This is a genomic window from Pseudomonas sp. PS1(2021) (assembly GCF_020405165.1).
In the GTDB taxonomy this organism is placed as follows: Bacteria; Pseudomonadota; Gammaproteobacteria; order Pseudomonadales; family Pseudomonadaceae; genus Pseudomonas; species Pseudomonas aeruginosa.
In genome coordinates this window covers 940788-964697 of sequence record NZ_CP084484.1, presented here as the reverse complement: position 1 = coordinate 964697, position 23910 = coordinate 940788, and the positions used below count along the sequence as shown (strand labels likewise).

The window sequence follows — 23910 nt, the reverse complement described above, 5'->3', positions numbered from 1 at the left end:
CCTGCTACATGAGGAATGCCTATTCCAGTTTGCTCCAATCCTGCTTGCTTGCCTGCACCAATACGTTCCAATCGTCTGGTGGATTTCCACGTCCGAGCATTTTCTCGAACACGGCATAGGGATCTGACTTGCTCCCCGAAGACCGCAAGGTCTGCTCATCATTGACCCAGGCGTACACGATGACCTTGGCCTTCGAGTCGTACCGGAAGAACAACCGGAACCGCCTTCCGATCTTGGCCCTTCGCCAGTGCCGGTGGGCCAGCCCCAGGGTGTTGCCCTGGCGGTACTCGTCGCGTGCCGGATCACCGGGCACCACATCTAATATCAACTGGTTCAAGGCCCGGAAGAGCTTGACGTTGGCGTTGGACTCGAAGCCCTCCGGGTCGTTCTCCTGCGCGCGCCGTGCGGCTGCGTGCAGCTTCTGCAACTGCTCGATCACACAGTCGTGGAACAGCAATGCCCAGCCATGCCGTTGCATCAGAGTTCCACTTCGCCGTCGATTTCCTCGTCCAGCTTCACGCCGTGACCCGCTTGCTCCAGCATGGCGCGAGTTAGATCCTCGGGCAGACCATGGACGTTCCGGCCCGCCTCGATGTCGCGGGCCAGCAGACTCAGGAACGCACCGATGGCGGGGTCCTCGTGCTCGGCGTCGGCACGGGTCACGACGACTTCTCCGTCACGCAGGTCGAACGCAACCTTGCCGCCGGCATCGACACCGAGCGCCTGCCGGATGGGCTTGGGCAGCGTGATCTGGCCTTTGGAGGTCAGCGTGGCAACTTCATGAATGGCAGGCATGGCCGTTCTCCTAATAGCGATGCCCTGATGGTAAGGAATATTCCTTACCATGTCAATATGGGGTCTCATGGCGTCCTCCCGAGTCCAAGAATCGGCCCATCGTAGGGCGGGAACACCAAGCCTTCACGCATCAATCCGGCCCGCCGAACCTCGCATTGGCCGTGGACGGTCAATGCCCCACGCCCTATACCCAAATGGTTAAAGGCTAAAGGGCCGAAAGGGCAAGGGAATGGGGTGCAAGGGGAAAGGCCCTACCTCGAAAAGGCGAAAAGGCCCCCCGCTCGGCCCACCACCAGGACACCCGCATGCTCTTTCTGTTCCAGCGGAAACGACCTCCGGTCGCTGCCGCTCCGTCGCCAGCGCCCGCCCTCGATCTCCCGAAAGGGCTGCTGCGGCCCGAGTCGGCCGCATCGCTGCTGGCCACGCCGCGCCGGCAGAAGCTGCTGGAATACATCTGGCAGCGCACCTCCCTCTCGCGCAAGCAGTTCGTCACCCTGTACCGCACGCCGCTGGAACGATATGCCGAGCTGGTCCAGCAATTTCCCGCTTCCGAAAGCCACCATCACGCTTACCCGGGCGGCATGCTCGACCACGGCCTGGAAATCGTCGCCTACAGCCTGAAGCTGCGCCAGTCCCATCTGCTGCCCATCGGTGCCAGCCCCGAGGACCAGGCGGCGCAGTCCGAGGCCTGGACCGCCGCCGTCGCCTACGCGGCACTACTGCACGACATCGGCAAGATCGCTGTCGATCTGCACGTCGAACTCGCCGACGGCAACACCTGGCATCCCTGGCACGGGCCGCTGCTCCAGCCGTACCGCTTCCGCTATCGTGAGGATCGTGAATACCGCTTGCATAGTGCTGCAACAGGTCTGCTCTACCGCCAACTGCTCGATCGGCACGTCTTGGACTGGCTCAGTGGCTACCCGGCGCTATGGGCCCCGCTGCTCTACGTCTTGGCCGGACAGTACGAGCATGCCGGGGTCCTGGGCGAGCTTGTCGTGCAGGCTGATCGCGCTTCTGTGGCTCAGGAGCTGGGTGGTGATCCGGCCCGCGTCATGGCAGCACCCAAGCACGCACTGCAACGCAAGCTGCTCGACGGGCTGCGTTATCTGCTCAAGGAAGAGTTGAAGCTGAACCAGCCGGAAGCCTCCGATGGCTGGCTCACCGAGGATGGTTTGTGGCTGGTGAGCAAGACGGTTTCGGACAAACTGCGCGCACACCTCCTGTCTCAGGGGATCGATGGCATTCCTGCGAACAACACCGCCGTGTTCAACGTGCTGCAAGACCACGGCATGCTCCAGCCCACCTCGGACGGCAAAGCGGTCTGGCGCGCGACCGTGACCAGCACGACCGGCTGGTCCCATTCGTTCACCCTGTTGCGTCTCGCTCCCGCGCTGATCTGGGAGTCTGGCGAGCGACCAGCACCTTTCGCGGGCACGGTAGAGATCGACGCGACGCCCGCGGAAAACGACGCCTGCATGTCGGCTCCCGCGCCTACCGTCTCGGTGAACCCAGCGCAGGGAGGTCAAGAGCCTCCGATTTGGGAGGGCGACAGCACCACCATCGTTTCACCGCCCGCAGCCCAGCCCGTGCCCGACGTCATGGAGGATTTGCTCGCGATGGTGGGCTTGGGTGAGTCGGCCGGCGTTGGCCAGGATGCCGAGGAGTTCCTCCACACCCCCGCGCCAGCAACAGCCGCGACGTCCATTCCATCGCCTGCACCTGCACCCGCGCCTACGCCTGGGTCATCGGCAACGAAGCCATCCGGGGAACAGTTCATGGTTTGGCTGAAGCAGGGAATCGCCTCACGACGGCTCATCATCAACGACGCGAAGGCACTCGTGCATACGGTGAATGAGACGGCCTACCTGGTCAGCCCGGGTGTGTTCCAACGCTATGCGCAGGAGCATCCCGAAGTGGCCGCACTCGCCAAGCAGGAGAATCAACAGGATTGGCAGTGGGTGCAGAAGCGCTTCGAGAAGCTGCAGCTACATCGAAAGCAGCCCAATGGCCTGAACATTTGGACCTGTGAAGTCACGGGCCCGAGGAAGTCCCGCCGACTGCATGGCTACCTCCTCGAAGATGGGTCCTTGGCACTCGCCGAAATACCGCCCAACAATCCCTATCTTGCTCTGACTCAGGAAGGATGACGCGATTCGGGCATTGATCGCCACCGTCGTGTGGCGACGATCAATGCCCCGCGAAAATTGGCAACATTTGGCGAACTGAGCTACTCGGCCCGCGCCAACTCCTGTGCAAGGAACGGAGCGGTTCTGCTGCCAGACGTTCGGGCCACCTGCTGAGGGGAGCCCGCCACCACGATGCTGCCGCCGGCAGCGCCTGCACCAGGCCCCACGTCGATCACCCAATCGGCCTGGGCCACCGCGCGCATATCGTGTTCGATCATCACTACGGTATTGCCGGCATCGACCAGGCGCTGCAACTGCACCAGCAGCCGGTCGGCGTCCGACGCATGCAGCCCGGTAGTCGGCTCGTCGAGCACGTACAGGCTTCGGCCGCGCTGGCTGCGCTGAAGCTCGGTCGCCAGCTTGATGCGCTGCGCCTCGCCACCGGAAAGCTCAGTGGCTGGTTGTCCCAGGCGCAGATAGCCCAGTCCGATGTCGCGCAGCAGTTGCAGGGGCCTTGCCACCGCGTCTTCACCCGCGAAGAATTCGCTGGCCTCGTCCACGGTCATCTGCAGCACCTCGGCGATGTTGCGCCCGTTCCACTGCACCTTCAGCGTGGCCTCGTTGTAGCGCGCGCCATGGCAGGTCGGGCACGGCGCGTACACGCTGGGCATGAACAGCAGTTCCACGCTAACGAAACCCTCGCCCTCGCAAGTCTCGCAGCGCCCCTTGGCGACGTTGAACGAGAACCGTCCGGCATCATAGCGGCGGCGTCGAGCATCGGGCGTGGCAGCGAACAGCTTGCGCACATGGTCGAACAGGCCCGTGTAGGTGGCCAGGTTCGACCGCGGCGTGCGCCCGATCGGTTTCTGGTCCACCTGCACCAGACGCTGTACGGCGTCCACGTCGCCCGCCAGATGGCCGCCGGTCGCTTCGATCACTGCCGGCCCTTCGCTGGTGGCGCTTTCGGCTACATCGTCTTCCGGCTCGTGGCCCAGGTGCAGCAGCACCAGCTCCGGCAGGGCCTGCGCGACGAGGCTGGACTTGCCCGAGCCGGAGATGCCGGTGACGGCCGTCAGCACGCCCAGCGGAATGCGCGCATTCACGCCATGCAGGTTGTGGCGGTGAATGTCCTGCAGCTCCAGCCAGCCGGTCGCTTCGCGTGCCCGGCTTCCCGGCGCGGGGATCTCATCGAACAGGTAGCGTGCAGTACGCGATTCGGCAATCTTGCGCAGGCCATCCGGCTCGCCGCTGTAGAGCACGCGGCCGCCACGCTCCCCAGCATCCGGCCCGACATCCACCAGCCATTGCGCGCGGCGCATCAGGTCCAAGTCGTGCTCCACCACGAACACCGAGTTGCCGGCGTCGCGCAGCCGGTCGAGCGCGTCGTACAGGGCCTGGCTATCGGAGGGGTGCAGGCCCGCGGAGGGCTCGTCGAGCACGTACACGACACCGAACAGCAGGGAACTCAATTGCGTGGCCAGCCGCAGGCGCTGCAACTCGCCGGCCGAAAGCGTCGGCGTGGCCCGGTCCAGCGTCAGGTAGCCCAGGCCCAGCCCACGCAGTTGGCGCAGGCGTGCCATCACGCCACCGGCCAGGCGCTGCGCGGCGAGGCGCTTTTCTTCCGATAGCGCCGAGGTGCGGCGCACGTCGGGCGATACCGCATGGACGGCGCGGCCGGAGGCCGCGCGTTCGGCACGGTCGCGTCGGGTCGCTTCCTTGTCCGTAGCCGCCCCCGCTGCATGGGCGCGGAAATCGCCCTGGGCGATGGGTTCGAGCAAGGCCGCCAACTGGTCCAGCGGCATCTGCATGAACGCGCCGATGTCCACGCCGGCGAAGGTGACCGACAGCGCCTCGGGCTTGAGCCGCTTGCCGTGGCAGGTGGGGCACGGTTTGCCCTCCATGAACCGGGACACGCGCTTTCTCATCAACGCGCTCTGGGTGTTGGCAAAGGTGTGCAGCACGTAGCGCCTGGCGCCGGTGAAGGTGCCCATGTAGCTCGGCTCCATCTTGCGCTTGAGCGCGGCGCGGGTTTCGGCGGGCGTGAAGCCGGCGTACACCGGCACCGTCGGTGTTTCCTCGGTGAACAGAATCCAGTCGCGATCCTTCTTCGGCAGGTCCTTCCACGGTCGGTCAACGTCGTAGCCCATGCTGACCAGGATGTCGCGCAGGTTCTGGCCTTGCCAGGCGGGGGGCCAGGAGGCGATCGCCCGCTCGCGGATGCTCAGGGAGGGATCGGGCACCATGATGGCCTCGGTCACCTCGTACACATGGCCCAGGCCGTAGCAGGTCGGGCACGCTCCCTGCGGCGTGTTGGGCGAAAAATCCTCGGCGTACAGCATCGGCTGGTTGGCCGGATAGGCGCCGGCGCGCGAATACATCATCCGCACCAGGCTGGACAAGGTGGTCACACTGCCCACGGAGGAACGCGCGTTGCTGGAGCCCCGCTGCTGCTGCAGCGCCACCGCCGGCGGCAGGCCGTCGATCGCATCGACGTCCGGCACGCCGGCCTGCTCGATCAGTCGCCGCGCATAGGGGGCCACCGACTCGAAGTAGCGTCGCTGGGCCTCGGCATAGATGGTGCCGAAGGCCAGCGAGGACTTGCCGGAGCCGGAGACACCCGAGAACACCACCAGCGCGTTACGCGGGATGGAGACGTCCACCTCCTTGAGGTTGTTCTCGCGCGCACCGCGCACTTCCACCATGCCGCTGGCCGCAGCGGTACAAGAGGATTCACCGAAAGAATTGTTTGGCAAGTTTTTATCCTGTAGTTCGTCCCGCTCAGGACGGGACTTCCTGAGTTCGGGTGCCGCGGCGGCTGGCTTCGAGCACTGCGGTGACAGTGCGGGCGTCGTAGCTGCCGCGCAGACGACGACCCTCGACGAAGAACGTCGGCGTGGCGTGCGCACCGCTGGCGACCGCACTGGCGAGGTCGCGCTCGACACGCTCGATCACCGCAGGGCTGTCGAGATCCGCGATGAACCGTTCGACGTCGAGCCCAAGCTCGGCGGCGTAGCCGATCAGATGCTCGCGCTCCAGCGCATGCTGACGGGTGAACACGAAGTCCAGCCACGGCCAGAACATCCCCTGGTTCGCCGCTGCCTCGGACGCCCGCGCGGCAATCGGCCCGTGCGGGTGGTGCGGCAGATGGCGCACCACATACCGCAGGTCGTCACCGAAGTGGGCGCGAAGATCGTCCCACGAACCGGTGGCGTGCGCACAGTACGCGCACTCGAAGTCCACGTACTCGACGAGTGTGAGCTGGGCGTCCTCCGGCCCGCGGATGTGATCGATCTCCGGATCGACCGGCGGCTCAAGCACCATCGGCAGGTCAGCGGTCTTCTCACCCCACCGCTGGGCGGCGACCTTGAAGATCAGCCACCCGAGCAACGTGGCGAACACCATCGACACGAGCACGCCGACCGTCGCCTGGCGGCCCAGGTCGGAGGTCGTGCCGAACGCGAGCCCGATGATCAGCAGCGACACGGTGAAGCCGATCCCGGACAGCGCCGCCCCACCGAACACGCTCCCCACCCCGACGCCCTCGGGCAGCCGGCCCAGGCCGAGACGGACGGCGACGAGCGTGGTGAGCCCGATGCCCAAGAGCTTGCCGAGCACGAGCCCTGCGATGACGCCCCACGTGACTGGCGAGCCAAAGGCCTCGGCGAGCAGCCCGCCACGCACGTCCACCCCGGCGTTCGCCAAGGCGAAGATCGGCACGATCAGCAGCGCCGTCGGCAGCCGCAGGAACTCGTGCAATCGCTCGTTCACCGAGATACCCCGGGACAGCCCGCAGTCCACCGCGCGGGCCGATGCGGCACTCGGCGACTGCCAGAAGTCACGGAACAACTGTCTTGCCGCAACGACCCCGTGACGTTGCGTCGCATAGGCGGGGATCAGCAGCCCCGCGGCCATCCCGGCGAGGGAGGCATGGATGCCGGAATACACGGTTGCGAACCACAGCACGATCACGATCAACACATACGGCGTCGCCCGCCACTGGCGGGTGCGCCCCAACAACCACAATCCAACGAGGCTGGCGAGGGCGATAAGCAACGGGACGATCCGGATCTCCTCGCTATAGACGATGCCGATGATGGACACTGCGAGGAAGTCATCGACCACGGTCAGGGTGAGCAGGAACACGCGCAACTGACCCGATAGCCGCGGGCCGACGATCGCCAAGGTGCCCAGCATGAACGCCGTATCGGTGCCGACCACCGCACCCCACCCGTGCAGGCCCTCACTTCCGGCTAGTTTCACGATCAGGACATACACCAGCGCGGGAAGCACGACTCCCGTGACCCCCGCGATCAGGGCGAGGCGGGCACGGCTGCGGTCACGGAGCGATCCGTGGGCGAACTCCTGACGCACCTCCAGTCCGATCAGGAAGAAGAAGACGACCATCAGGCCGTCGTTGACCCAGTGATGCAGATCCATGTGTAGGCGCAGTGGCCCGAAGTTGAACCCGACGTCTAGGTGCCACAACTCGAAATAGGCGTTAGATAGCGGCGAGTTCGCCCACACGAGCGCCACAACCGTGACGATCACCAGCAGCACCGCAGCGCCAGACTCCGTGCGTAGATAGTGGGCAACGCGTCTCCGTCTGATATGCGCCGAGGACTCACCAAAAGAAGAGGCTGGCATGTGCTTATCCTGTAGTTTGTGAGATCACGATGGGCAGGTTTCGGAGGCGACCGGTCAGGCGTCCGCCTCTGGCAGCGTCCCATCATCCAGCGAGCGCAGCCAAGTAAGCCATTCTCCCAGCCTGCGCTCAACACCTCTGTCCGTTGGCTGATACCAGCCCGGCCGCGCCACGCCCTCGGGAAAGTAGCTTTGCCCAGCGGCGTAGCCGTTGGGCTCGTCAGGAGCGTAGCGGTAGCCTTCGTGATACCCCATCTGCTGCATCAGCTTCGTCGGCGCATTGCGAAGATGGAGAGGCACAGGCAGGGAGCCGCTGTTCTTGACGAAGGTCTTCGCCTTGTTCCAGGCGGCATAGGCAGCGTTCGACTTGGGGGCGGCAGCAAGGTAGGTCGCCGCGTGGGCAATCGGTATTTCGCCTTCGGGGGAACCCAGCCTCTCATAAGCCAGCGCGGCATTGAGCGCCAGTTGCAGCGCCTGCGGGTCGGCATTGCCGATGTCTTCGCTGGCCACTACCACCATGCGGCGGGTCACCTGGCTGACGTCGCCGCTACCGTCAAGGATGCGGGCCAGCCAATACAGGGCCGCATCAGGGTCGGAGCCCCGTAGCGACTTGTGGAAGGCTGAGAGCTGCCAGTAGAACTCGTCACCGCCCTTGTCGAACCTGCGCAGCGATGGACTGGTGGACAGCTTGGCGGACTGGCCATCGACCACGGTCTTGCCAGCGCCCGACGCCGCATTCGTCACCTGCTCAAGCAGATTGAGGAAGCGCCTGCCATCGCCATCGGCAAAGCCCTTGAGCAGATCCAGCGCGTCCGCGTCCAACGTGACGCCCTGGAGATGCGGCAGTGCGCGTTCGTAGAGTTGGTTCAGTTCGTCGCTGGACAGCGGTTCGAGGGTATAGACCTGCGCGCGCGAGAGCAGTGCGGAATTGACCGCCAACCCCGGATGCTCGGTCGTCCCCCCCACCAGGGTCAGGAGCCCCGACTCGACATGGGGCAGCAGGGCATCCTGCTGCGCCTTGTTGAAGCGATGGATCTCATCGACGAAAAGCACCGTCGATCGACCATGGTTGTCCAGTTCGGCCTGGGCCTCGTCGATGGCTTGCCGGATGTCCTTCACCCCGGCCAGCACGGCCGAGATGGCGATGAATCGGCTGTCGGTCGCACTGGCGGCCAGGCGCCCTAGGGTGGTCTTGCCCACGCCTGGCGGCCCCCAGAGGATGAACGAGTGCAACTTGCCCGCCTCGAACGCGAGACGCAGCGGCTTGCCGGGGCCGAGCAAGTGCCGTTGCCCGACGAATTCGTCCAGCGTCTTGGGCCGCAGGAGTTCGGCCAAGGGAGGCTTGGGCTTTGTCGTGAATAGATCGGTCAAGTTCCTCTCCCTGGTATTTCTGATAGTTGACGTTCCGATAAGGTGGGCACCTCAATCCAGAGAGCCGGATTTATCCAACGCCGTGGGCTCTTTGTCGGCAATCGCATGCATGATGATGCGAGAGCCGCGGTAGCCGATGCTGTGGTTCCATACCCAGCTCAAAGCGACACTGAGACGATTTCGCGTGCCGATCAGAAAGTAGATGTGCGCCAGCTTCCAGATCCACCACGCAAAGGCACCACGCAGCTTCACCCGCCCCATGTCAATCACCGCCAGGCTGCGGCCGATGGTGGCCAGGTTCCCCTGATGCCGGTATTTGAAAGGCCCGTCAGCGGGCTTGCCCTTCAAACGCCGTCCAATCAGGTTAGCGACGTACTTCCCTTGCTGTTTGGCGGCCGGGGCGATGCCCGGCACGGGCTTCCCATCGGCCATGGTGCACGAGGCTGTATCGCCGATGGCGAAGACCTCCGGGCGACCGGCCACCGTCAGGTCAGGGCCAACGACCACTCGACCAGCACGATCAGACGCAGCGCCCAACCAGCGAGCCGCGGGAGACGCCTGGACTCCGGCGGCCCAGACGATGGTCTTGGCCGAAAGGGGCTTGCCGCCATACACCACGCCGTCGGCCGAGCATTCGGTGACCGGAGTACCCAGCACGACCTCGACCCCGAGTTTTTCGAGTGCCTGGCGCGTATAGGCCGAAAGATCCTCTGGAAAGACCGACAACAGACGCGGGCCAGCCTCGATCAGTACAACCCGCGATGTGCTCGGGTCGATCGAGCGGAAGTCACGCGCCAGCGTGTCTCGTGCCAGCTCGGCGATGGTTCCGGCCAATTCAACCCCGGTGGGACCACCACCGATGATGACGAACGTCTGCAGCGCGGCACGCTGCTGAGGATCGCTCGTGCGCTCAGCTTCCTCGAAAGCCGCGAGGATTCGGCCCCGAATGGTCGTGGCATCTTCCAGCGTCTTCAACCCCGGCGCGAAAGCCCCCCATTCGTCGTGTCCGAAGTAGGCATGGGTAGCACCTGTCGCGAGCACGAGCGTGTCGTAGGTTTGCCGCATTCCATTGTTGAGAATGACCTGACGCGCGTCCTGGTCGATACCTTCCACTTCCGCCATCAAGGTGTTCACTTCCGGGCGATTTCGGAAGAGATAGCGAATAGGCCAGGCGATCTCGGATGTCGAAAGTGACGCACCTGCGACCTGGTAAAGCAAGGGTTGGAACAGGTGATGATTGCGCCGATCGATGATCGTCACATCGACCTCGACACCAGCAAGCTGGTTGGCAACCTCGATCCCGCCGAAGCCCGCTCCGATAATGACGACGTGATGTCGGTTTTTGGAGGTCTTTGTCATGACCTGATCTCCTCTCTCAGCGTTTCAGCGCCGATGCGTGGTGTGCCATATGCTCGCCAATGAAGCTGGCAATGAAGTAGTAGCTGTGGTCGTAGCCTGGGCGCAGATTCAACGTGAGCGGGTGCCCCGTCTCGTCGCAGGCTTTGCGCAGCAGGTCGGGCTGAAGCTGGCTCTCCAGGAACTCGTCGCCCAAGCCCTGATCAACCAGCAACGGCAAACGCTCCTGCACGGTGCGAATCAGCTCCACGGTGTCGTACTGCTTCCACACTTCCCGATCGCTGCCCAGGTACGCCTCGAAGGCCTTGTGCCCCCAGGGAACCTGGGTGGGGGCGACGATGGGCGAGAAGGCCGAGACGCTTCGATAACGGCCCGGGTTGCGCAGGGCGATGACCAGAGCGCCGTGTCCTCCCATGGAATGGCCGCTGATGCTCCGCTCCGCTGTCACGGGAAAGTGGGCCTCGATCAGCGCCGGCAATTCCTGCACGACGTAGTCGTACATCCGATGATTCGCAGCCCAGGGTTCCTGTGTGGCGTTGACGTAGAAACCCGCCCCCTGTCCGAGGTCATAGGCAGGATCGTCGGCAACGCCTTCGCCGCGAGCACTGCTATCGGGCGCGACGACGGCAATGCCATGTTCGGCCGCGTAGCGCTGGACGGCGGCCTTGGTGATGAAGTTCTGCTCGGTGCAGGTGAGGCCTGAAAGCCAGTACAGCACCGGCACCTTGCCGTGCTGTGCCTGCGGAGGCAGATAGACGCCGACCTTCATCGTGCAACCGAGCGTCGTGGATTCATGCTGATAAACGTCCTGCCAACCATCAAAGCTGGCGTGATGTTCGATGCGTTCCATGTAGTTCTCCTATGTTCAAAGGAACGGCGCAGCTCTCGCGCGCCAGGACGGCAGCTCGTCAGGAAGATTTCTCTTCCGCTGCCGTGTCGCCGTGGGCGTGTCTGATCCTGCGCACGATCCACCAGATCGTCAGCATCACCGCAGGCACCAGAACCGCCATCACCGGCGCCACGCTGTCGTGAACCATCGGAATGCCCTTGAGCAAATAGCCGAGAAGACTCACGACGTAATAAGAAATTGCCGCGACCGACAGGCCTTCGACGGTTTGCTGAAGGCGCAATTGCATCTTGGCCCGGTTGTTCATCGACGCAAGCAGATCGCGGTTCTGGCGTTCAAGCTCGACGTCGATCCAGGAACGCAGCAACGCGATGGCCCGGGTCAGCTTGTCGGAGAGCTTGGTCTGGCGCTCCTTTACGGATTGGCATGTCCGCATGGCGGGAGCGATGCGACGCTGCAGGAAATCCGCCCAGGTGCAGTACCCGGATACGGCCTCTTCCGAAAGCGCTGCCAGCCTTTCCTCGACGATCTCGTAGTAGGCACGACTGGCGCCGAAGCGATAGAGATTCGCCGCAACGCCAGCTTCCAGTTCGGCAGCCAGGCCGGTCAATTCGGACAGCAGCACGTCGCTGTCGCGCCGTTCCACCAAGCTCGTACACATCTCGTCGGTGATCGCCGCAAGGCGCGACTCCATGCGCCGCAGCTCCGACGTCATCGACCGCGTCAACGGCAAGGACAGCAACGCCAAGGTACGGTAGGTCTCGATCTCCAGCAGACGTTGAGCCAGCGCACCCGCCCGCGCCGGGGTCAAATCGCGGGCAAGGACGAGGATCTGCGTCAGGCCATCCTCATCCTGTCGGAAGTCGGTGAGGATGGCGGCAGAGCCGTTCTCCACCAGCGAGTAGCACAGGCTGGCAGGATCGAAGCGATCGGCCTCCTTCTCCGTTTCCGGCGTCCATGGAAGAAGTCTCAAACGGATGCCGGATACGACCGGGCCGGGAGGAACAAATCCATGCTTGAACGGATTTTCGCCGCACGGCTCTCCCGTCTCGGAATCCAGCGAAGCGCACCAGAGATACGTTGAGAACTCGGTGTGCTTTTCACAGTGCAGGTCTCCCTCATCCCATGTCATGCCGTGAAGCGGCGTAGCGTGGTCGGGCTCGGCAACGCCGAAGCGATGAGACAACTCACTCATCGCCATCTGATCCCTGGCCTGATCGCCTTCGGTCATGAAAGCGAGCTGCAATATGCCGCGGGGGGCCTGAATCAACAGATGCGGGCGCGCATGCACTTCACCCACGGCCGCAGCACGATCGGCATAGGCCGGCATGCCGTACACGGTGGCGGTCGGGGCGGGTTGTACGGTCGTCGCATTGATGTTGGCCGGCTCTTGCATAACGACCTCATTTCTCATTGGTTGAAAAACACGCTTCAAAGCAAATGCCCGCAGCCATGCGTTTCGCACATGGCTGCGGGCCGATCTTCATGAGCAGGCACCGCTCTACACGGTCCGTCTAATAGGCTCGCCGTATAGAGGCTTGTGCTGGCCCTTTCAGAACGCCCTCAGCTTCCTTGCTTTCAGACGAAGGTGTACGAGCAGACCTTGTTGCCCGCCGGATCACGCAGGTAGGCCGCATAGGCACCCGGCAGGTGACCACGTGCGCCAGGCTGGCCCTCGTCGGTGCCGCCTGCGGCAAGGCCGGCAGCATGGAAGGCATCCACTTCGGCGGGAGTGGCGGCCGCAAAGCCGATCGTCACGCCGTTGCTGGAGGGCGCTTCACCATTGCCCGGACGGGCGATGATGAAAGCCGGCTTTTCGCGACCGAAAAGTACCCATCCGTTGTTGAAAGGACCGAGGTTCTTGATGCCAAGAGCACCCAGAGCGGCGTCGTAGAACGCGACCGACTTCTGAAGGTCGGCAGCGCCGATAAAAATGTGCGAAAAGATGCCATCGCCAGAAATGACAGGAGTGGACATGATTAATTTCCTTGGTGGTTGGTGTTGAATTGGTAGTGGGCGGTCAGTAGTGGATCACCGTGCGAATCGACTTGCCTTCATGCATCAGGTCGAAGGCCTTGTTGATGTCGTCGAGGCCCATGGTGTGGGTGACGAACGGGGCGAGATCGATCTCGCCTTTCATTGCGTCCTCCACCATGCCGGGAAGTTGAGTGCGGCCCTTGACCCCGCCGAAAGCCGAGCCCTTCCAGGTGCGACCGGTGATCAACTGGAACGGGCGCGTCGAAATTTCCTTGCCTGCACCAGCCACGCCGATGACGATCGACTGGCCCCAGCCACGATGTGCTGCTTCTAGTGCCGAGCGCATCACGTTGACGTTGCCGATGCACTCGAAGGTGTGATCGACACCCCAACCGGTCATCTCGATGAGAACCTCGTGAATCGGCTTGTCGAAGTCCTTCGGGTTGAGGCATTCGGTCGCGCCGAAGGTACGAGCCAGCTCGAACTTCGCTGGATTGGTGTCGATGGCGATGATGCGACCTGCCTTGGCCTGGCGTGCCCCCTGAATCGCAGCGAGCCCGATGCCGCCGAGGCCGAAGATGGCCACAGAGTCACCCGGCTGAACCTTGGCCGTGTTGTGAACAGCGCCGATGCCGGTGGTCACACCGCAACCCAGCAGGCAGACATGCTCGGGATTGGCGTCCGGGTTGATCTTGGCCAGCGAGACTTCGGCCACCACCGTGTATTCGCTGAAGGTCGAGCAGCCCATGTAGTGGTAGATCGGCTGGCCGTTGTAGCTGAAGCGGGTGGTGCCATCGGGCATCACGCCCTTGCCCTGGGTGGCGCGCACCGCGACACACAGGTTGGTCTTGCCGGACTTGCAGAACAGGCACTCGCCGCACTCGGCGGTATAGAGGGGAATGACGTGATCGCCAGGCTTCACGCTGGTCACACCTTCACCCACCTCCACGACGATACCCGCACCTTCATGACCCAGCACGACCGGGAAGAGACCTTCGGGGTCGTCGCCCGACAGGGTGAAGGCGTCGGTATGGCAAACGCCGGTGTTCGTGATCTTGATGAGCACCTCGCCCTTGCGCGGCGGCTCGACGTCGATCTCGACGATTTCCAGCGGCTTTCCTGGCCCGAAGGCAACTGCTGCACGTGATTTCATGATGTCGCTTCCTTTACTAGCTAACTAAATTTGCCCTCACCGAGGGCACCCTGGTGCCTCTACCGCAGATAGGAGCGGACGATAGAGATGGTCTCGTCAATGGACTTGTTCTGCGAATCGCTCCTGATTTCGCTACTGGGAAACTCTTCCCGCAGATAGCTCTCCAGAACGGTTGCCATCAATCCGTTGACTGCCCCACGAACGGCCGCAAGCTGCTGAAGAATTGCAGGGCATTCCGCACCTGCATCGAGCGCTTGCTCAAGAGTCGCTACCTGACCTTTGATGCGCCGGATGCGCGTCAGGGCTTGCTTCTTTTCTTCCGGGCTGTGTGGCATCGAACACCTCTCTACTTGGGTACACCGCCGCATTATACAATACTCCACCATAGTATATGCGGCCGAACTTCGCCACAAATTCTGTGCTCTTCGAGCACTATTACAGGCTAGTACAGATTTGTTCCCAAGAAGCGCAAAACATTCAAATCAATGAATATTTCTTGCATGTATCGACAGCATCGGGGCAAGTTCAAAACCGGTCAAACTGGAAAAATCTATGCGCAGATAGATATGGCCTATCTAAGCCAACTCATCGAGCTGAAGCTATCAAGATGAGACCGGCTAGGCGACCTGACGACCCGAGTACCGAGCCTTCCTCAGTGCAGGCAACATCTGGCCGTCCCAGTCACGATCGACCGCAACCTGGGCCTGTTCCTGGTTTCGTTCGAGGGCTTCAACGTCCAGATCAGCAATCGCCCATGTCTGCGTGCCGCAAGTCGTCGCGAGAATGCCATCCTCCGGGAATCCGCGATCCATGGGTGCATAGATCGTGGCCTCGCCAGTATTCGTGTCCAGCGCCGGGCTCCAGTCAGCAGCTCCGGTCGTCACGGCCTGCGCGATGAACATTCGGTTCTCCAGTGCCCGCGCCATGCAGCCCACACGGACCCGGGTTGCACCTGCTTGGGTGTCGGTACAGCTCGGGACCAGCAGCAGGCGCACTCCCGCCTCTCGCTGGGCTCGCACGGGCAATGGAAACTCACTGTCATAGCAAACAGCGATGCCGGCACGCACGCCTTTCAAATCGAACACCTTCAGTTCGTCGCCACCCTCGATGACGCCGGCGTCTTTCTCGAACCCCGTCAACTGCAATTTGTCTTGGTAGTCGCGTGTGCCGTCAGGCGCAAACCACCAAGCCCGGTTGCGGTAGCGGTCCAATCCAACCTGGGTCAAAAACGTACCGGCCTGAATGGTCATGCACAACTCGCGCGACAGGTCGGCATACAGTGCCAGCCACGCAGGCTGCAAGGCCTGCAGCGCGGCCAGAGAGGCGTTGAAATCATGGCGGATGCCAGGCTCGAACGTTGCAGCCAGTTCGAGGGATAGATACTCGGGCAACACGGCCAGTTCCGCCCCGCCACGGCGCGCCTCCTCCAGAACCAGCCGCTGCCGCGCAGCAAATGCCTCGAAGCCCGCGGGCTGACCCACTGAGTATTTCGCAACTGCTACTTTCATTTCGCGTTCTCCAGGGAGTGCAGCCACATCGTGAGCGTCTGCTCGGTTTCGCTCGGCTCACCCACCTGCTTCCAGGGCAGCGTAACCTTCATGTCCGACTGCCGCACGTAGCCGCGACGGGTCCAGAAGGGGTCATTACTGCGGTAGTTGGAAGGACGCCGGAGATCGTCGTCTGCACGATCCACCGACGCGAACGATGCCCACTGCATGCCGCCCAACGAACGGGCATGCGCTTCGCGCTCGTCAAAGAAGCGATGGCCCAGGCCAAGGCCCCGGAAGGCCGGGAGCAGGACTGATTCGCCACAGTAAAACACTGCCTCCACCGGGATTCCTCGATCGGCGAACGGCACATGGAAGGCCGGCTCCGCATCGCCGAGCGGCAACCCCGTGGACGCACCCACGACCACATCATCAGCGAGCGCGAGTACCAGCAGGCTGTCTGCCGAACGGGCGTACATGGCGAGGTAGTGCTTCTCGTATTCGGTGTCGCCCTCGTACAGGTAAGGAAAGCTGCGGAAGACGCTCGCCCGCAGGCCTGCCACGGCATCGAACCATTCGGCAATGTCCGGGCCACGACGAACCAGCACCTGCACGTCGCTGGTCATTTCAGGCGTCCCCTCCAACCTGTGCGATCCAGTCGCCGAGGTTGTAGTAGTTGGTGACACGAGCGATCTTGCCATCGCGGATCTCGAAGAACGCGCCGCCCGGCAGCACGTAGCGCTGGCCCTGGGCTTCCGGCAGCCCGTCGTCCGTCACCTTGTATTCGCCATGCACCACGTACTCCGCGCCTGCACGCAGGCCGTCGGCGCTGACCATCACCACGATCCCGCGCAGTTGCTCGCCATAGCAGCGGTCCATGCGCTGCAGGAAGGCGCGGAAGGCTTCGCGACCGACCTCACGAGCGCCCTGGTTCAAGTCGTGCGCGACGTCATCGGTCAACATTGACAGCATGGCCTCGCGGTCGCCGCGGTTGAAGGCGTCGTAGTAGGCAGTGATGAGAGTCGCAGCGTTCATTCGCGTTCCTTGTTGGGTTGTTCGGAGCGGAGCATTCCGGGGTGTTGTCAGTCTGGGCAACCGCGCTCTCCTTGTATATGGAATTGTTGCGATTTTATAATTCCACAATCTGGAACAATTAACGAGCAGCGAAACCGGCCATGAGGCGTGCGTCATGAACAAAGAAATGGAACTACTGCGCATCTTTCGGGTGGCGGCCGAAAGCAGCAGTTTTCGCGATGCGGCCGTCCGGCTGGGGACTTCTCCGCAAGGTGTAACCCGTGCCATCCAGCAACTGGAGCAACACTACGGCGAGGTGTTGTTTCATCGAAGCACGCGCCAGGTGCGCATCACCGCCTTCGGCGAAGGGCTGCTAGACCAAGTGCGCCCCGCATTGGAGCGGTTCGAGGATCTGTGGCGAACGCCTAGCTCCGACCAGCAGGCCTCTCTGTCCGGTACGGTTCGCATCACCGCACCGCACAGCTTGGGCACCAGAGCGGTGCTACCGGCACTGGAGCGCGTGGCCGCGCGTCATCCCGGCATCACGCTGGATGTGCGCCTGTCCGATCGCATCAGCAATACGGTTGACGAAGGGATTGACGTCGGGATCAGGGTCGGATTCATGCGCGATAGCCGCTTCGTCGCACGCAAGGCCGCCGACATGAGACTCCCCATCGTTGCCGCTCCGCGCCTGATCAAGAAAGTGGGCGTACCTGCAAACATCGATGCGCTAAGCAGCCTGCCAGTTACCGTGGCCTTGGATATCAATACCGGCCGTCCCTGGCCTTGGCACTTCAAGGCGGGACGCCAGTGGACACCTACCGCACCCACTCTCGTCGCCGACAATGCCGACATGGAAATGGGAGCGGCGCTGGCCGGGATCGCGTTCGCGCAACTGGCGGACTACATGGCCGCCCCCTACATTGCCAGCGGGAAGCTCGTGCGAGTGCTGGAGAACGAAGAACCTCCGGCATGGGGGTTGTACGTCTATCGGCCTCAGCGTGGCCCCATTCCGGGAAGGGTTCGAGCGGTATTTGATGAAATGCTGGTCGCCGTTGGATCGTTGCCAGCTTTGCGCTGACACGTCGCAAGACGCTGTAGGGCACACATCTTGGAAAGCGGGGCACTGAGCCTCGGCGGCTCACCCCTCCGGTTGAATGATGAACCGACCGTCTGCCCGCTTGCCCCAGATGCAGATCGGTCGGCCATGCAACCCAATGCCGGCGAACGATTAGATGTAAATGAATTGCCGGTACAACCCATCCAACTGACGACGAATGTCTTCGACGCGCTGCTCGTCACCGGTATCGGTAAATTCGAGTAGCTGCTGTTCCTTGGCAGTGATCTGATCGCAAAGGTCGGACAAGTTCTCGCAGAAAGCCTCGGAATGAACGGTGGGCTCCTCCGTATTCGTCTCTTCCCCTGCTAGTTTTCGCACAGACGAGGCTGGAGAAATCCCATTTTCCTCGTTAAAGGCAATTTGAAGCTGCCTGCGCCTATTGGTCTCATCGATCGCCTGCTTCATCGCCGGCGTCACCGCGTCGGCGTACAAGATCGCCTTGCCGTTTTCATTCCGAGCGACTCGACCGATCATCTGAATGAGCGCATGGGCCGAACGCAAGAACCCTGCACGGTCTGCATCGAGAATGGCAACCAATGATGCCTCTGGAATATCCAGCCCTTCGCGCAAAAGACTAATCCCAATCAAAACATCGAACTCTCCTGCGCGCAGGCCATTGATGATCTCAACACGATCCTCCGCTTTTATGTCCGAATGCATGTAGCGCGCTCGAATCCCGTTGTCCGTCAAGAAATCCGTTAGCTCTTCTGCACTGACCTTCGTCAGCGTAGTCACAAGCACTCGATTCTTTCTCTTCACGCACTTCGATATTTCGGCAAGCAGGTCATCTATGTATCCATCCGCTTTCCGCACTTCAACCTTGGGGTCAAGCAGTCCCGTTGGCCTGATAACCTGTTCGACAACCCTGCCTTTCGACACCCTCAGCTCGTAGTCGCCCGGAGTAGCGGAAACAAAGATGGTCTGAGGCTTGACCTTCTCGAACTCGTCAAAGTTCAATGGCCGGTTGTTCTTCGATGAAGGCAAACGGAACCCGTAATCGATCAGCGTGTCCTTGCGCGCCTGATCCCCCCGGTACATTGCGGATATCTGTGGCACCATGACATGAGATTCATCGACGAACAGCAGCCCGTCTTTCGGCAAATAATCCAGCAACGTGATCGGAGGAGAAGCTGCGTCTCGGTCGCTGAAGTAGCAGGAATAATTCTCCATCCCCGAGCAATAGCCGACCTCGCGCATCATTTCCACGTCATGCGTGATCCGCTCGTACAGCCTGATTGCCTCGACCAAGCGATTATTCCTGTTCAGCTCGGCAACCCGCTCTTCCATATCAGCGAGTATCTTTTTGGATGCAGAATCTATTTTGTTCGTGGGCGGCGCGAAAAGCGTTTTTGGCGAAACCAAATAATGGTCTATCTCTCCCAACGTCTTGCCGGTAACAGGGTCCATCCATTGGACAGACGCAACAGTGTCATCCAACAGTTCCACCCGAACCGCCCTGTACTCGGAATCAGCGGGGAAAATGTCAATCACATCACCTTGGACGCGGAACGTTGCACGCTTGAGAGTGCGCTCCGTGCGATCATATTGCAGCAAAGCCAAGCGACGAATTAGCTCTCTCTGGTTTAGTTTGACCCCAGGGGACAGAGCGATCTGTAGCGCTCGGTATGCATCTGGATCACCCAGGCCGTAGATTGAAGACACCGAAGCGACGACGATCACGTCACGACGCTCAATCAAGGATTTGGTCGTGGACAGGCGCAGGCGCTCAAGGTGGTCATTGATGGCCGAGTCCTTTGGAATGAAACGATCGGTGCCCGGCATATAGATTTCGGGCTGAAAATAATCGTAGTAGGAAACGAAGTACTCGACCGCGTTCTCAGGAAAGAAGTGCTTCATTTCACCATAAAGCTGCGCGGTCAACGTCTTGTTAGGAGCCAAGATCAACGTAGGCCGCTTCAGACGATGAATCACATTGGCCATGGTGAAGGTCTTACCTGAGCCGGTGATACCTTTCAGCGTCTGGTGCGTCGCACCTTCTTCTATGTCCGACAGCAGGCGCGCTATCGCCTCTGGCTGGTCCCCCGCCGGCGTATAGTTGGAGTGCAGAATAAACATACCGGTTGACATTAGATATCTCCTAATTGAGCTACTTCAATTTGTCCTGATGTATCGGCTATTCCAGAAGACCTATAGCAGTACCAAACTGGGGTGTAAATGACGGCGATCCTGCCGCGCCCCACCTGGGCGTAGGCGTCGCCAACATGATAGCCCAGCACATGGGCGGGCTTCCCAGTGCATATCCGCCGATCGCCACGACGTCAGCCAGCGGCCCGTCTGCCAATGCACCTGGAGCCACTCGCCTCGTTGAGCGCTGACATCGAGCCGTGGCGGGCGAGGTTGCTCTGTACGCCCAATGTGTGGCGCCGGCTCCCGCCGATACGCGCCTTTGTCTCTCTCAGCCCTCCAGACGAGGCGTTGGAAACGTGGAGCTACGTCAATGTCATCAACTTAAGGAATTTTTCCTATAAATATCATATAATTAGCGCTAAATTCAGCGCATAGGAGAAACCCTTTTGGCCCCTCATTCCACACCGTTTGACACCGCCCAGCAAACCCTGGCTTGAAAATTGTACAAAAAATAACCAGTCAGCTCGATTGTCCCGACTTCATCGATACCCACCGCCAGCGCCCTCACGACTTTACCCGCCGACGCCAACTGACCTTCAAGAACCTCGTCCTGTTTTTGCTCAATCAGCCACGCACCGCCCTGCAAACCGAGCTCGATCAGTTCTATCGCGTGCTCAACCAGGCCTCGGCCGAGACCCAGGTGGTCACCGCGCAGGCCTTCAGCAAGGCGCGCGGCAAGCTCAAGCCCGAGGTCTTCGAGAGCCTCAACCAAACCCTTCAGCAACAGCTCGACAGCCTCGGGCTGCGCCAGACGTGGCGCGGGTTACGGGTACTCGCCGTGGACGGCTCGACCGTCCATTTACCGCTGGAGTCGGTCATGACGCGCTTTTTCGGCTGCCATAGCGAGTTTCCCGTTGCCCGTCTGTCCATGCTCTACGACGTCGCCGACGGCCAGACGCTACACAGCCTGATCGTGCCATCCGCAGTCGGCGAGCGCGATTGCGCCCATCTGCACCTCGAGCATCTGCCCGCTGACAGCCTGACGTTGTTTGATCGCGGCTACCCCGGACACTGGCTGTTTGCGCTGTTCGAGCAGCACCGGCGACATTTCCTGATGCGCCTGCCGTGTGGCTACAACGCGCAGGTCAAACAGTTTCTCCGCTCGGGGCAGACAGAAGACACGCAGTTCTTCTCTGCCAGTCATCCCGAGGCGCGCCTGTTCTGTACCGAGGCCGGCGTCGATCCCGCGGGCCGGGTCGAATTGCGCCTGATCCGGGTCGAGCTAGCCAGCGGTGAAAGCGAAGTGCTGCTGACCTCCCTGCTGGATCGACAGGCCTTCCCGGCCGAGGTGTTCGCGGATCTTTACCACCGCCGCTGGGGCATCGAAACGGACTACCGCCGCCTCAAGCAGACCCTCTGCCTCGACAACTTTAGCGGCCGTAGCGTGACGGCCGTGAAGCAGGACTTTCATGCCGGGCAACTGCTGAAAAACCTAGCGCTGCTGATGCAACATCTGCTGCAACCGGTCATCGAGCAGCGCCACAAAGGCCGCAAGCTGCGCTGGAAGGTCAACTTCACCCAAGGGGTGTCACGCCTCAAGAACACCCTGGTCGACCTGCTGGTACGCCCCGGTGTGCAGGGGCTGGCCAACGTGATGGAGTTGATGGCCAACAGCCTCAGCGCTGTGCGCCCGGGCCGCAGCTTCCCGCGCCAGCGTATGCGCCTGGCCAGTCGCGGCTGCGAGGGCTACAAACCGACGCGCTAAGAACAAGCAGCACCCGAACTGCACCGCAAAAAAGCTGGCCAGACAGCGGCCGGCACGCGCTCGCCCGGAAAACGAGAAATCCCGCCCGCCGAGGCGAACCGGCATCCATTAAGCTGGCGTCTGGGTCGCACATGCGCTGAACTGGGGAGCAAAACCAGTGAAGGCACTGCTGCAACCGCGCGTCCAAGCCCCGGGATTTCTTGCCCCGGCCAGGGCTGGGGGCTTAAGTTGATGACATTGGGAGCTACGTCGCCCCTCTAAAGATGCACGATCTCAACATTCGGCCATTTGCCTGCAAGGTACTCGGCCACTAGCCTCCGATGGCAGTGATGGGGCTTGTCTTCGCTGCAAAGCAGGCAACTGTTATCAATCTTTTCTTTATCGATTGACTCAATCTTTCGGGACGACATTAAATCCAGAAATTTACTGGCGTAGATATCCCAATCTCCCCTTTTATTTTATATTCCTCGAACATGTCTTTGGTTGGAGCAAGTGCTGGTAGATGTTCATATTCCATCCCACACAACGCCTCGGAAAAATATCGAAGATCCTCGCGTTTAGCGAATCCGGCCAATTGCGAAACATTATTCAGGCGAACATCGACAAGGCGCTTGGCACCAGAAGCACTTAACTTGGTGAAGAAGGACCGCGCGGAGGTCTTAGTGAATCCAATCGTGAATATCTTCATCTGCCTTATTCCCCTCGTTCCTTCATCCATAAATGGCTGTTATTGAGCTACCGCCAGGCATGCCCGTCAATCGCAGCTAAGGAAACGCTGGGGGCATGGTGTACTAGCTGCGCCACAACGGCCATGGCAGGCTCCATTCTCTCGCCGCTTCAACGGCCACGACCCGAACAGCTCAAGAGCTTAGCACCGCCTTTTGCGGTTGCGTGCCTCACCACTCACGCTTACTCCCTTCCAGAACGCGCCAACTGCTAAGCTACATGAGGACGACTCGCCCACAGCGCAAAGCACCTGTGTTCGCGCTATTGGCTGTCCCGTGCGTTGTGGTGCTGACCGTCGATGACGAGTCGAACCTACTGTATGGACACTGCGCGCGGCAGCCTTTCATGCGTGCCAGCTACGTGCCCAAGGTTGGACGCGGATCGAAGCGTGCGCAGGGTTTTTCGTGAAAGTATAAAATCCAATCAACTTTATCAGAAGAAAATATATGATCGTAAGAAACTTTGAATACTTGCTTGCTTTGCACCGTGAAGGCCATTTTGGCAACGCGGCCAAAAGCTGCAATGTTTCTCAGCCGACACTCTCCGCGGGCATTAAGCAATTGGAGGAAGACATGGGTGTCGAGATCGTGCGTCATGGCCGACGCTATGACGGCCTCACTTCTGAAGGGATGCGCGTACTGTCTTGGGCTCAGCAGATGTATGACGACTGCAAAGGGCTGGAGCGAGAACTCTCCGCACTACGGCGAGGTATAGAGGGGCAATTCCGGCTAGGGATACTCCCAGGAACTGCCGGTGTAGCGCCCACATTAAGCATCGCCCTTGCTGAAAAAACACCCTTACTTCAACAATCAGTTCTGGTTTCCGGCGCTTCTTCCCTGCTACAGGCGATTCGAGAAAACAATTTGGATATCGCACTCATGCATTTGGAGGATATCCCAGGGGAAGACTTCGATACTCACCTTCTGTACCGTGAACGCATTTTCCTTTTTCACGCCGCGAGAACACAGCAACCCCGAAGCACAACGTGGGACCATGTTCTCAATAGACAACTCTGCGTGCTGAACTCGGCAGTACCTGAACCCATTCAAGATAGGCTGATGCAATGTACCGCGCAGACTATTCGCACTGATTCAATTGACGTGCTATCGGCACACGTGGCGACAGGAAAATATTCGGCAGTTCTTCCGCAATCTCTCGCCGGCCAACTCGCGCACATTCCAAATCTCCACGCAATCGCAATCAATGGACCAATGTCGCACTCAAATGTCGGATTCGTTGCTGGGAAAAATGCGTTCGAGGCACCGTCATCGCGTGCATTGCTCGAAATGGTGCACACCCCCGAACTCGCCGCCACTCTTCAATCCGTTATATCGATCCATCGTCGGTTCCAGCCCAAAGCAGACTCATCTCAAAGCCCCCTGAAATAGCGAGTCTTGAAGAGCAACTCTGTATTGCTTCAACCAGGCGAAGATTGCAGGCA

General features: G+C 61.1%; 21 protein-coding genes. 4 read left to right on the top strand and 17 right to left on the bottom strand.

The genetic code is table 11. The annotated features are described in order from the left end of the window. Nucleotides 1-19: 19 nt before the first annotated feature. Together LE197_RS04665 and LE197_RS04660 are read right to left on the bottom strand one after the other, a co-directional pair. Nucleotides 20-478 carry a type II toxin-antitoxin system YhaV family toxin gene (locus LE197_RS04665; RefSeq protein WP_009876618.1) on the bottom strand — a complete coding sequence of 153 codons (459 nt, stop codon included), beginning with the start codon at nt 476-478 and terminating at the stop codon, nt 20-22. Continuing rightward, complete coding sequence (locus tag LE197_RS04660; protein ID WP_009876619.1) at nt 478-795, bottom strand: type II toxin-antitoxin system PrlF family antitoxin; 318 nt, start codon at nt 793-795, stop codon at nt 478-480. The genes LE197_RS04665 and LE197_RS04660 overlap by 1 nt, the downstream gene beginning before the upstream one ends. A gap of 305 nt (nt 796-1100) precedes the next feature. On the opposite strand from LE197_RS04660, the gene mobH reads away from it, so the two are divergent. Continuing rightward, entirely contained in the window at nt 1101-2945 is a 1845-nt protein-coding gene (gene mobH / locus LE197_RS04655) for a MobH family relaxase (RefSeq protein ID WP_009876620.1), read from the top strand. Nucleotides 2946-3025: 80 nt separating this feature from the next. Here mobH and LE197_RS04650 read toward each other — a convergent pair whose 3' ends face one another. The 12 genes from LE197_RS04650 to LE197_RS04595 all read right to left on the bottom strand — a co-directional run bounded on the left by LE197_RS04650 (nt 3026) and on the right by LE197_RS04595 (nt 16791). Continuing rightward, nucleotides 3026-5677, bottom strand: coding sequence for an excinuclease ABC subunit UvrA (locus LE197_RS04650; protein ID WP_020924950.1), 2652 nt, complete (start codon nt 5675-5677; stop codon nt 3026-3028). Between the two features lie 25 nt (nt 5678-5702). Beyond that, on the bottom strand, nt 5703-7481 hold the full coding sequence (nhaA, locus tag LE197_RS04645) for a Na+/H+ antiporter NhaA (RefSeq protein WP_009876622.1): 1779 nt from the start codon (nt 7479-7481) through the stop codon (nt 5703-5705). 141 nt (nt 7482-7622) lie between these two features. Next, on the bottom strand, nt 7623-8936 hold the full coding sequence (locus tag LE197_RS04640) for a replication-associated recombination protein A (RefSeq protein ID WP_023106336.1): 1314 nt from the start codon (nt 8934-8936) through the stop codon (nt 7623-7625). A gap of 51 nt (nt 8937-8987) precedes the next feature. Further along, the gene (locus LE197_RS04635) at nt 8988-10295 is read right to left on the bottom strand and encodes an NAD(P)/FAD-dependent oxidoreductase (protein WP_011871464.1); all 1308 of its coding nucleotides are present in this window, start codon (nt 10293-10295) and stop codon (nt 8988-8990) included. A gap of 16 nt (nt 10296-10311) precedes the next feature. Next, on the bottom strand, nt 10312-11142 hold the full coding sequence (gene fghA / locus LE197_RS04630; RefSeq protein ID WP_011871465.1) for an S-formylglutathione hydrolase: 831 nt from the start codon (nt 11140-11142) through the stop codon (nt 10312-10314). 58 nt (nt 11143-11200) lie between these two features. After that, nucleotides 11201-12535, bottom strand: coding sequence for a DUF3422 family protein (locus LE197_RS04625; RefSeq protein ID WP_023106334.1), 1335 nt, complete (start codon nt 12533-12535; stop codon nt 11201-11203). Nucleotides 12536-12717: 182 nt separating this feature from the next. Next, complete coding sequence (locus tag LE197_RS04620; protein WP_017514589.1) at nt 12718-13116, bottom strand: VOC family protein; 399 nt, start codon at nt 13114-13116, stop codon at nt 12718-12720. Between the two features lie 43 nt (nt 13117-13159). Then, complete coding sequence (locus LE197_RS04615) at nt 13160-14269, bottom strand: S-(hydroxymethyl)glutathione dehydrogenase/class III alcohol dehydrogenase (protein ID WP_007182549.1); 1110 nt, start codon at nt 14267-14269, stop codon at nt 13160-13162. A gap of 59 nt (nt 14270-14328) precedes the next feature. Beyond that, nucleotides 14329-14604: a formaldehyde-responsive transcriptional repressor FrmR gene (gene frmR / locus LE197_RS04610; protein WP_007182548.1), complete on the bottom strand. Its 276-nt coding sequence runs from the start codon at nt 14602-14604 to the stop codon at nt 14329-14331. 282 nt (nt 14605-14886) lie between these two features. Continuing rightward, nucleotides 14887-15777, bottom strand: coding sequence for a carbon-nitrogen hydrolase family protein (locus LE197_RS04605; protein ID WP_007182547.1), 891 nt, complete (start codon nt 15775-15777; stop codon nt 14887-14889). Next, the gene (locus LE197_RS04600; RefSeq protein WP_007182546.1) at nt 15774-16382 is read right to left on the bottom strand and encodes a GNAT family N-acetyltransferase; all 609 of its coding nucleotides are present in this window, start codon (nt 16380-16382) and stop codon (nt 15774-15776) included. The genes LE197_RS04605 and LE197_RS04600 overlap by 4 nt, the downstream gene beginning before the upstream one ends. Before the next feature lies 1 nt (nt 16383). Further along, the gene (locus LE197_RS04595; RefSeq protein WP_017514126.1) at nt 16384-16791 is read right to left on the bottom strand and encodes a ketosteroid isomerase-related protein; all 408 of its coding nucleotides are present in this window, start codon (nt 16789-16791) and stop codon (nt 16384-16386) included. 154 nt (nt 16792-16945) lie between these two features. Between LE197_RS04595 and LE197_RS04590 the strand changes: the two genes are divergently transcribed. After that, nucleotides 16946-17851, top strand: coding sequence for a LysR family transcriptional regulator (locus LE197_RS04590; protein WP_020924945.1), 906 nt, complete (start codon nt 16946-16948; stop codon nt 17849-17851). Between the two features lie 150 nt (nt 17852-18001). Here LE197_RS04590 and uvrB read toward each other — a convergent pair whose 3' ends face one another. Further along, nucleotides 18002-19978 carry an excinuclease ABC subunit UvrB gene (gene uvrB / locus LE197_RS04585; protein WP_020924944.1) on the bottom strand — a complete coding sequence of 659 codons (1977 nt, stop codon included), beginning with the start codon at nt 19976-19978 and terminating at the stop codon, nt 18002-18004. Nucleotides 19979-20471: 493 nt separating this feature from the next. Between uvrB and LE197_RS04580 the strand changes: the two genes are divergently transcribed. Then, complete coding sequence (locus tag LE197_RS04580; protein WP_020924943.1) at nt 20472-21743, top strand: IS4-like element ISPa45 family transposase; 1272 nt, start codon at nt 20472-20474, stop codon at nt 21741-21743. Between the two features lie 257 nt (nt 21744-22000). On the opposite strand, the gene LE197_RS36765 is transcribed toward LE197_RS04580, so the two are convergent. Both LE197_RS36765 and LE197_RS36760 read right to left on the bottom strand, forming a co-directional pair. Beyond that, on the bottom strand, nt 22001-22153 hold the full coding sequence (locus tag LE197_RS36765) for a DUF488 family protein (protein ID WP_230205692.1): 153 nt from the start codon (nt 22151-22153) through the stop codon (nt 22001-22003). Beyond that, nucleotides 22153-22431 (bottom strand): DUF488 domain-containing protein, encoded by a 279-nt coding sequence (locus tag LE197_RS36760; RefSeq protein WP_264086463.1) that lies wholly within the window; start codon nt 22429-22431, stop codon nt 22153-22155. Before LE197_RS36760 ends, LE197_RS36765 begins: the two co-directional genes overlap by 1 nt. Nucleotides 22432-22915: 484 nt before the next feature. Here LE197_RS36760 and LE197_RS04570 point away from each other — a divergent pair, with 484 nt between their 5' ends. After that, nucleotides 22916-23857, top strand: a complete 942-nt coding sequence (locus LE197_RS04570; RefSeq protein ID WP_028698648.1) for a LysR family transcriptional regulator — start codon at nt 22916-22918, stop codon at nt 23855-23857. Nucleotides 23858-23910: the final 53 nt, after the last annotated feature.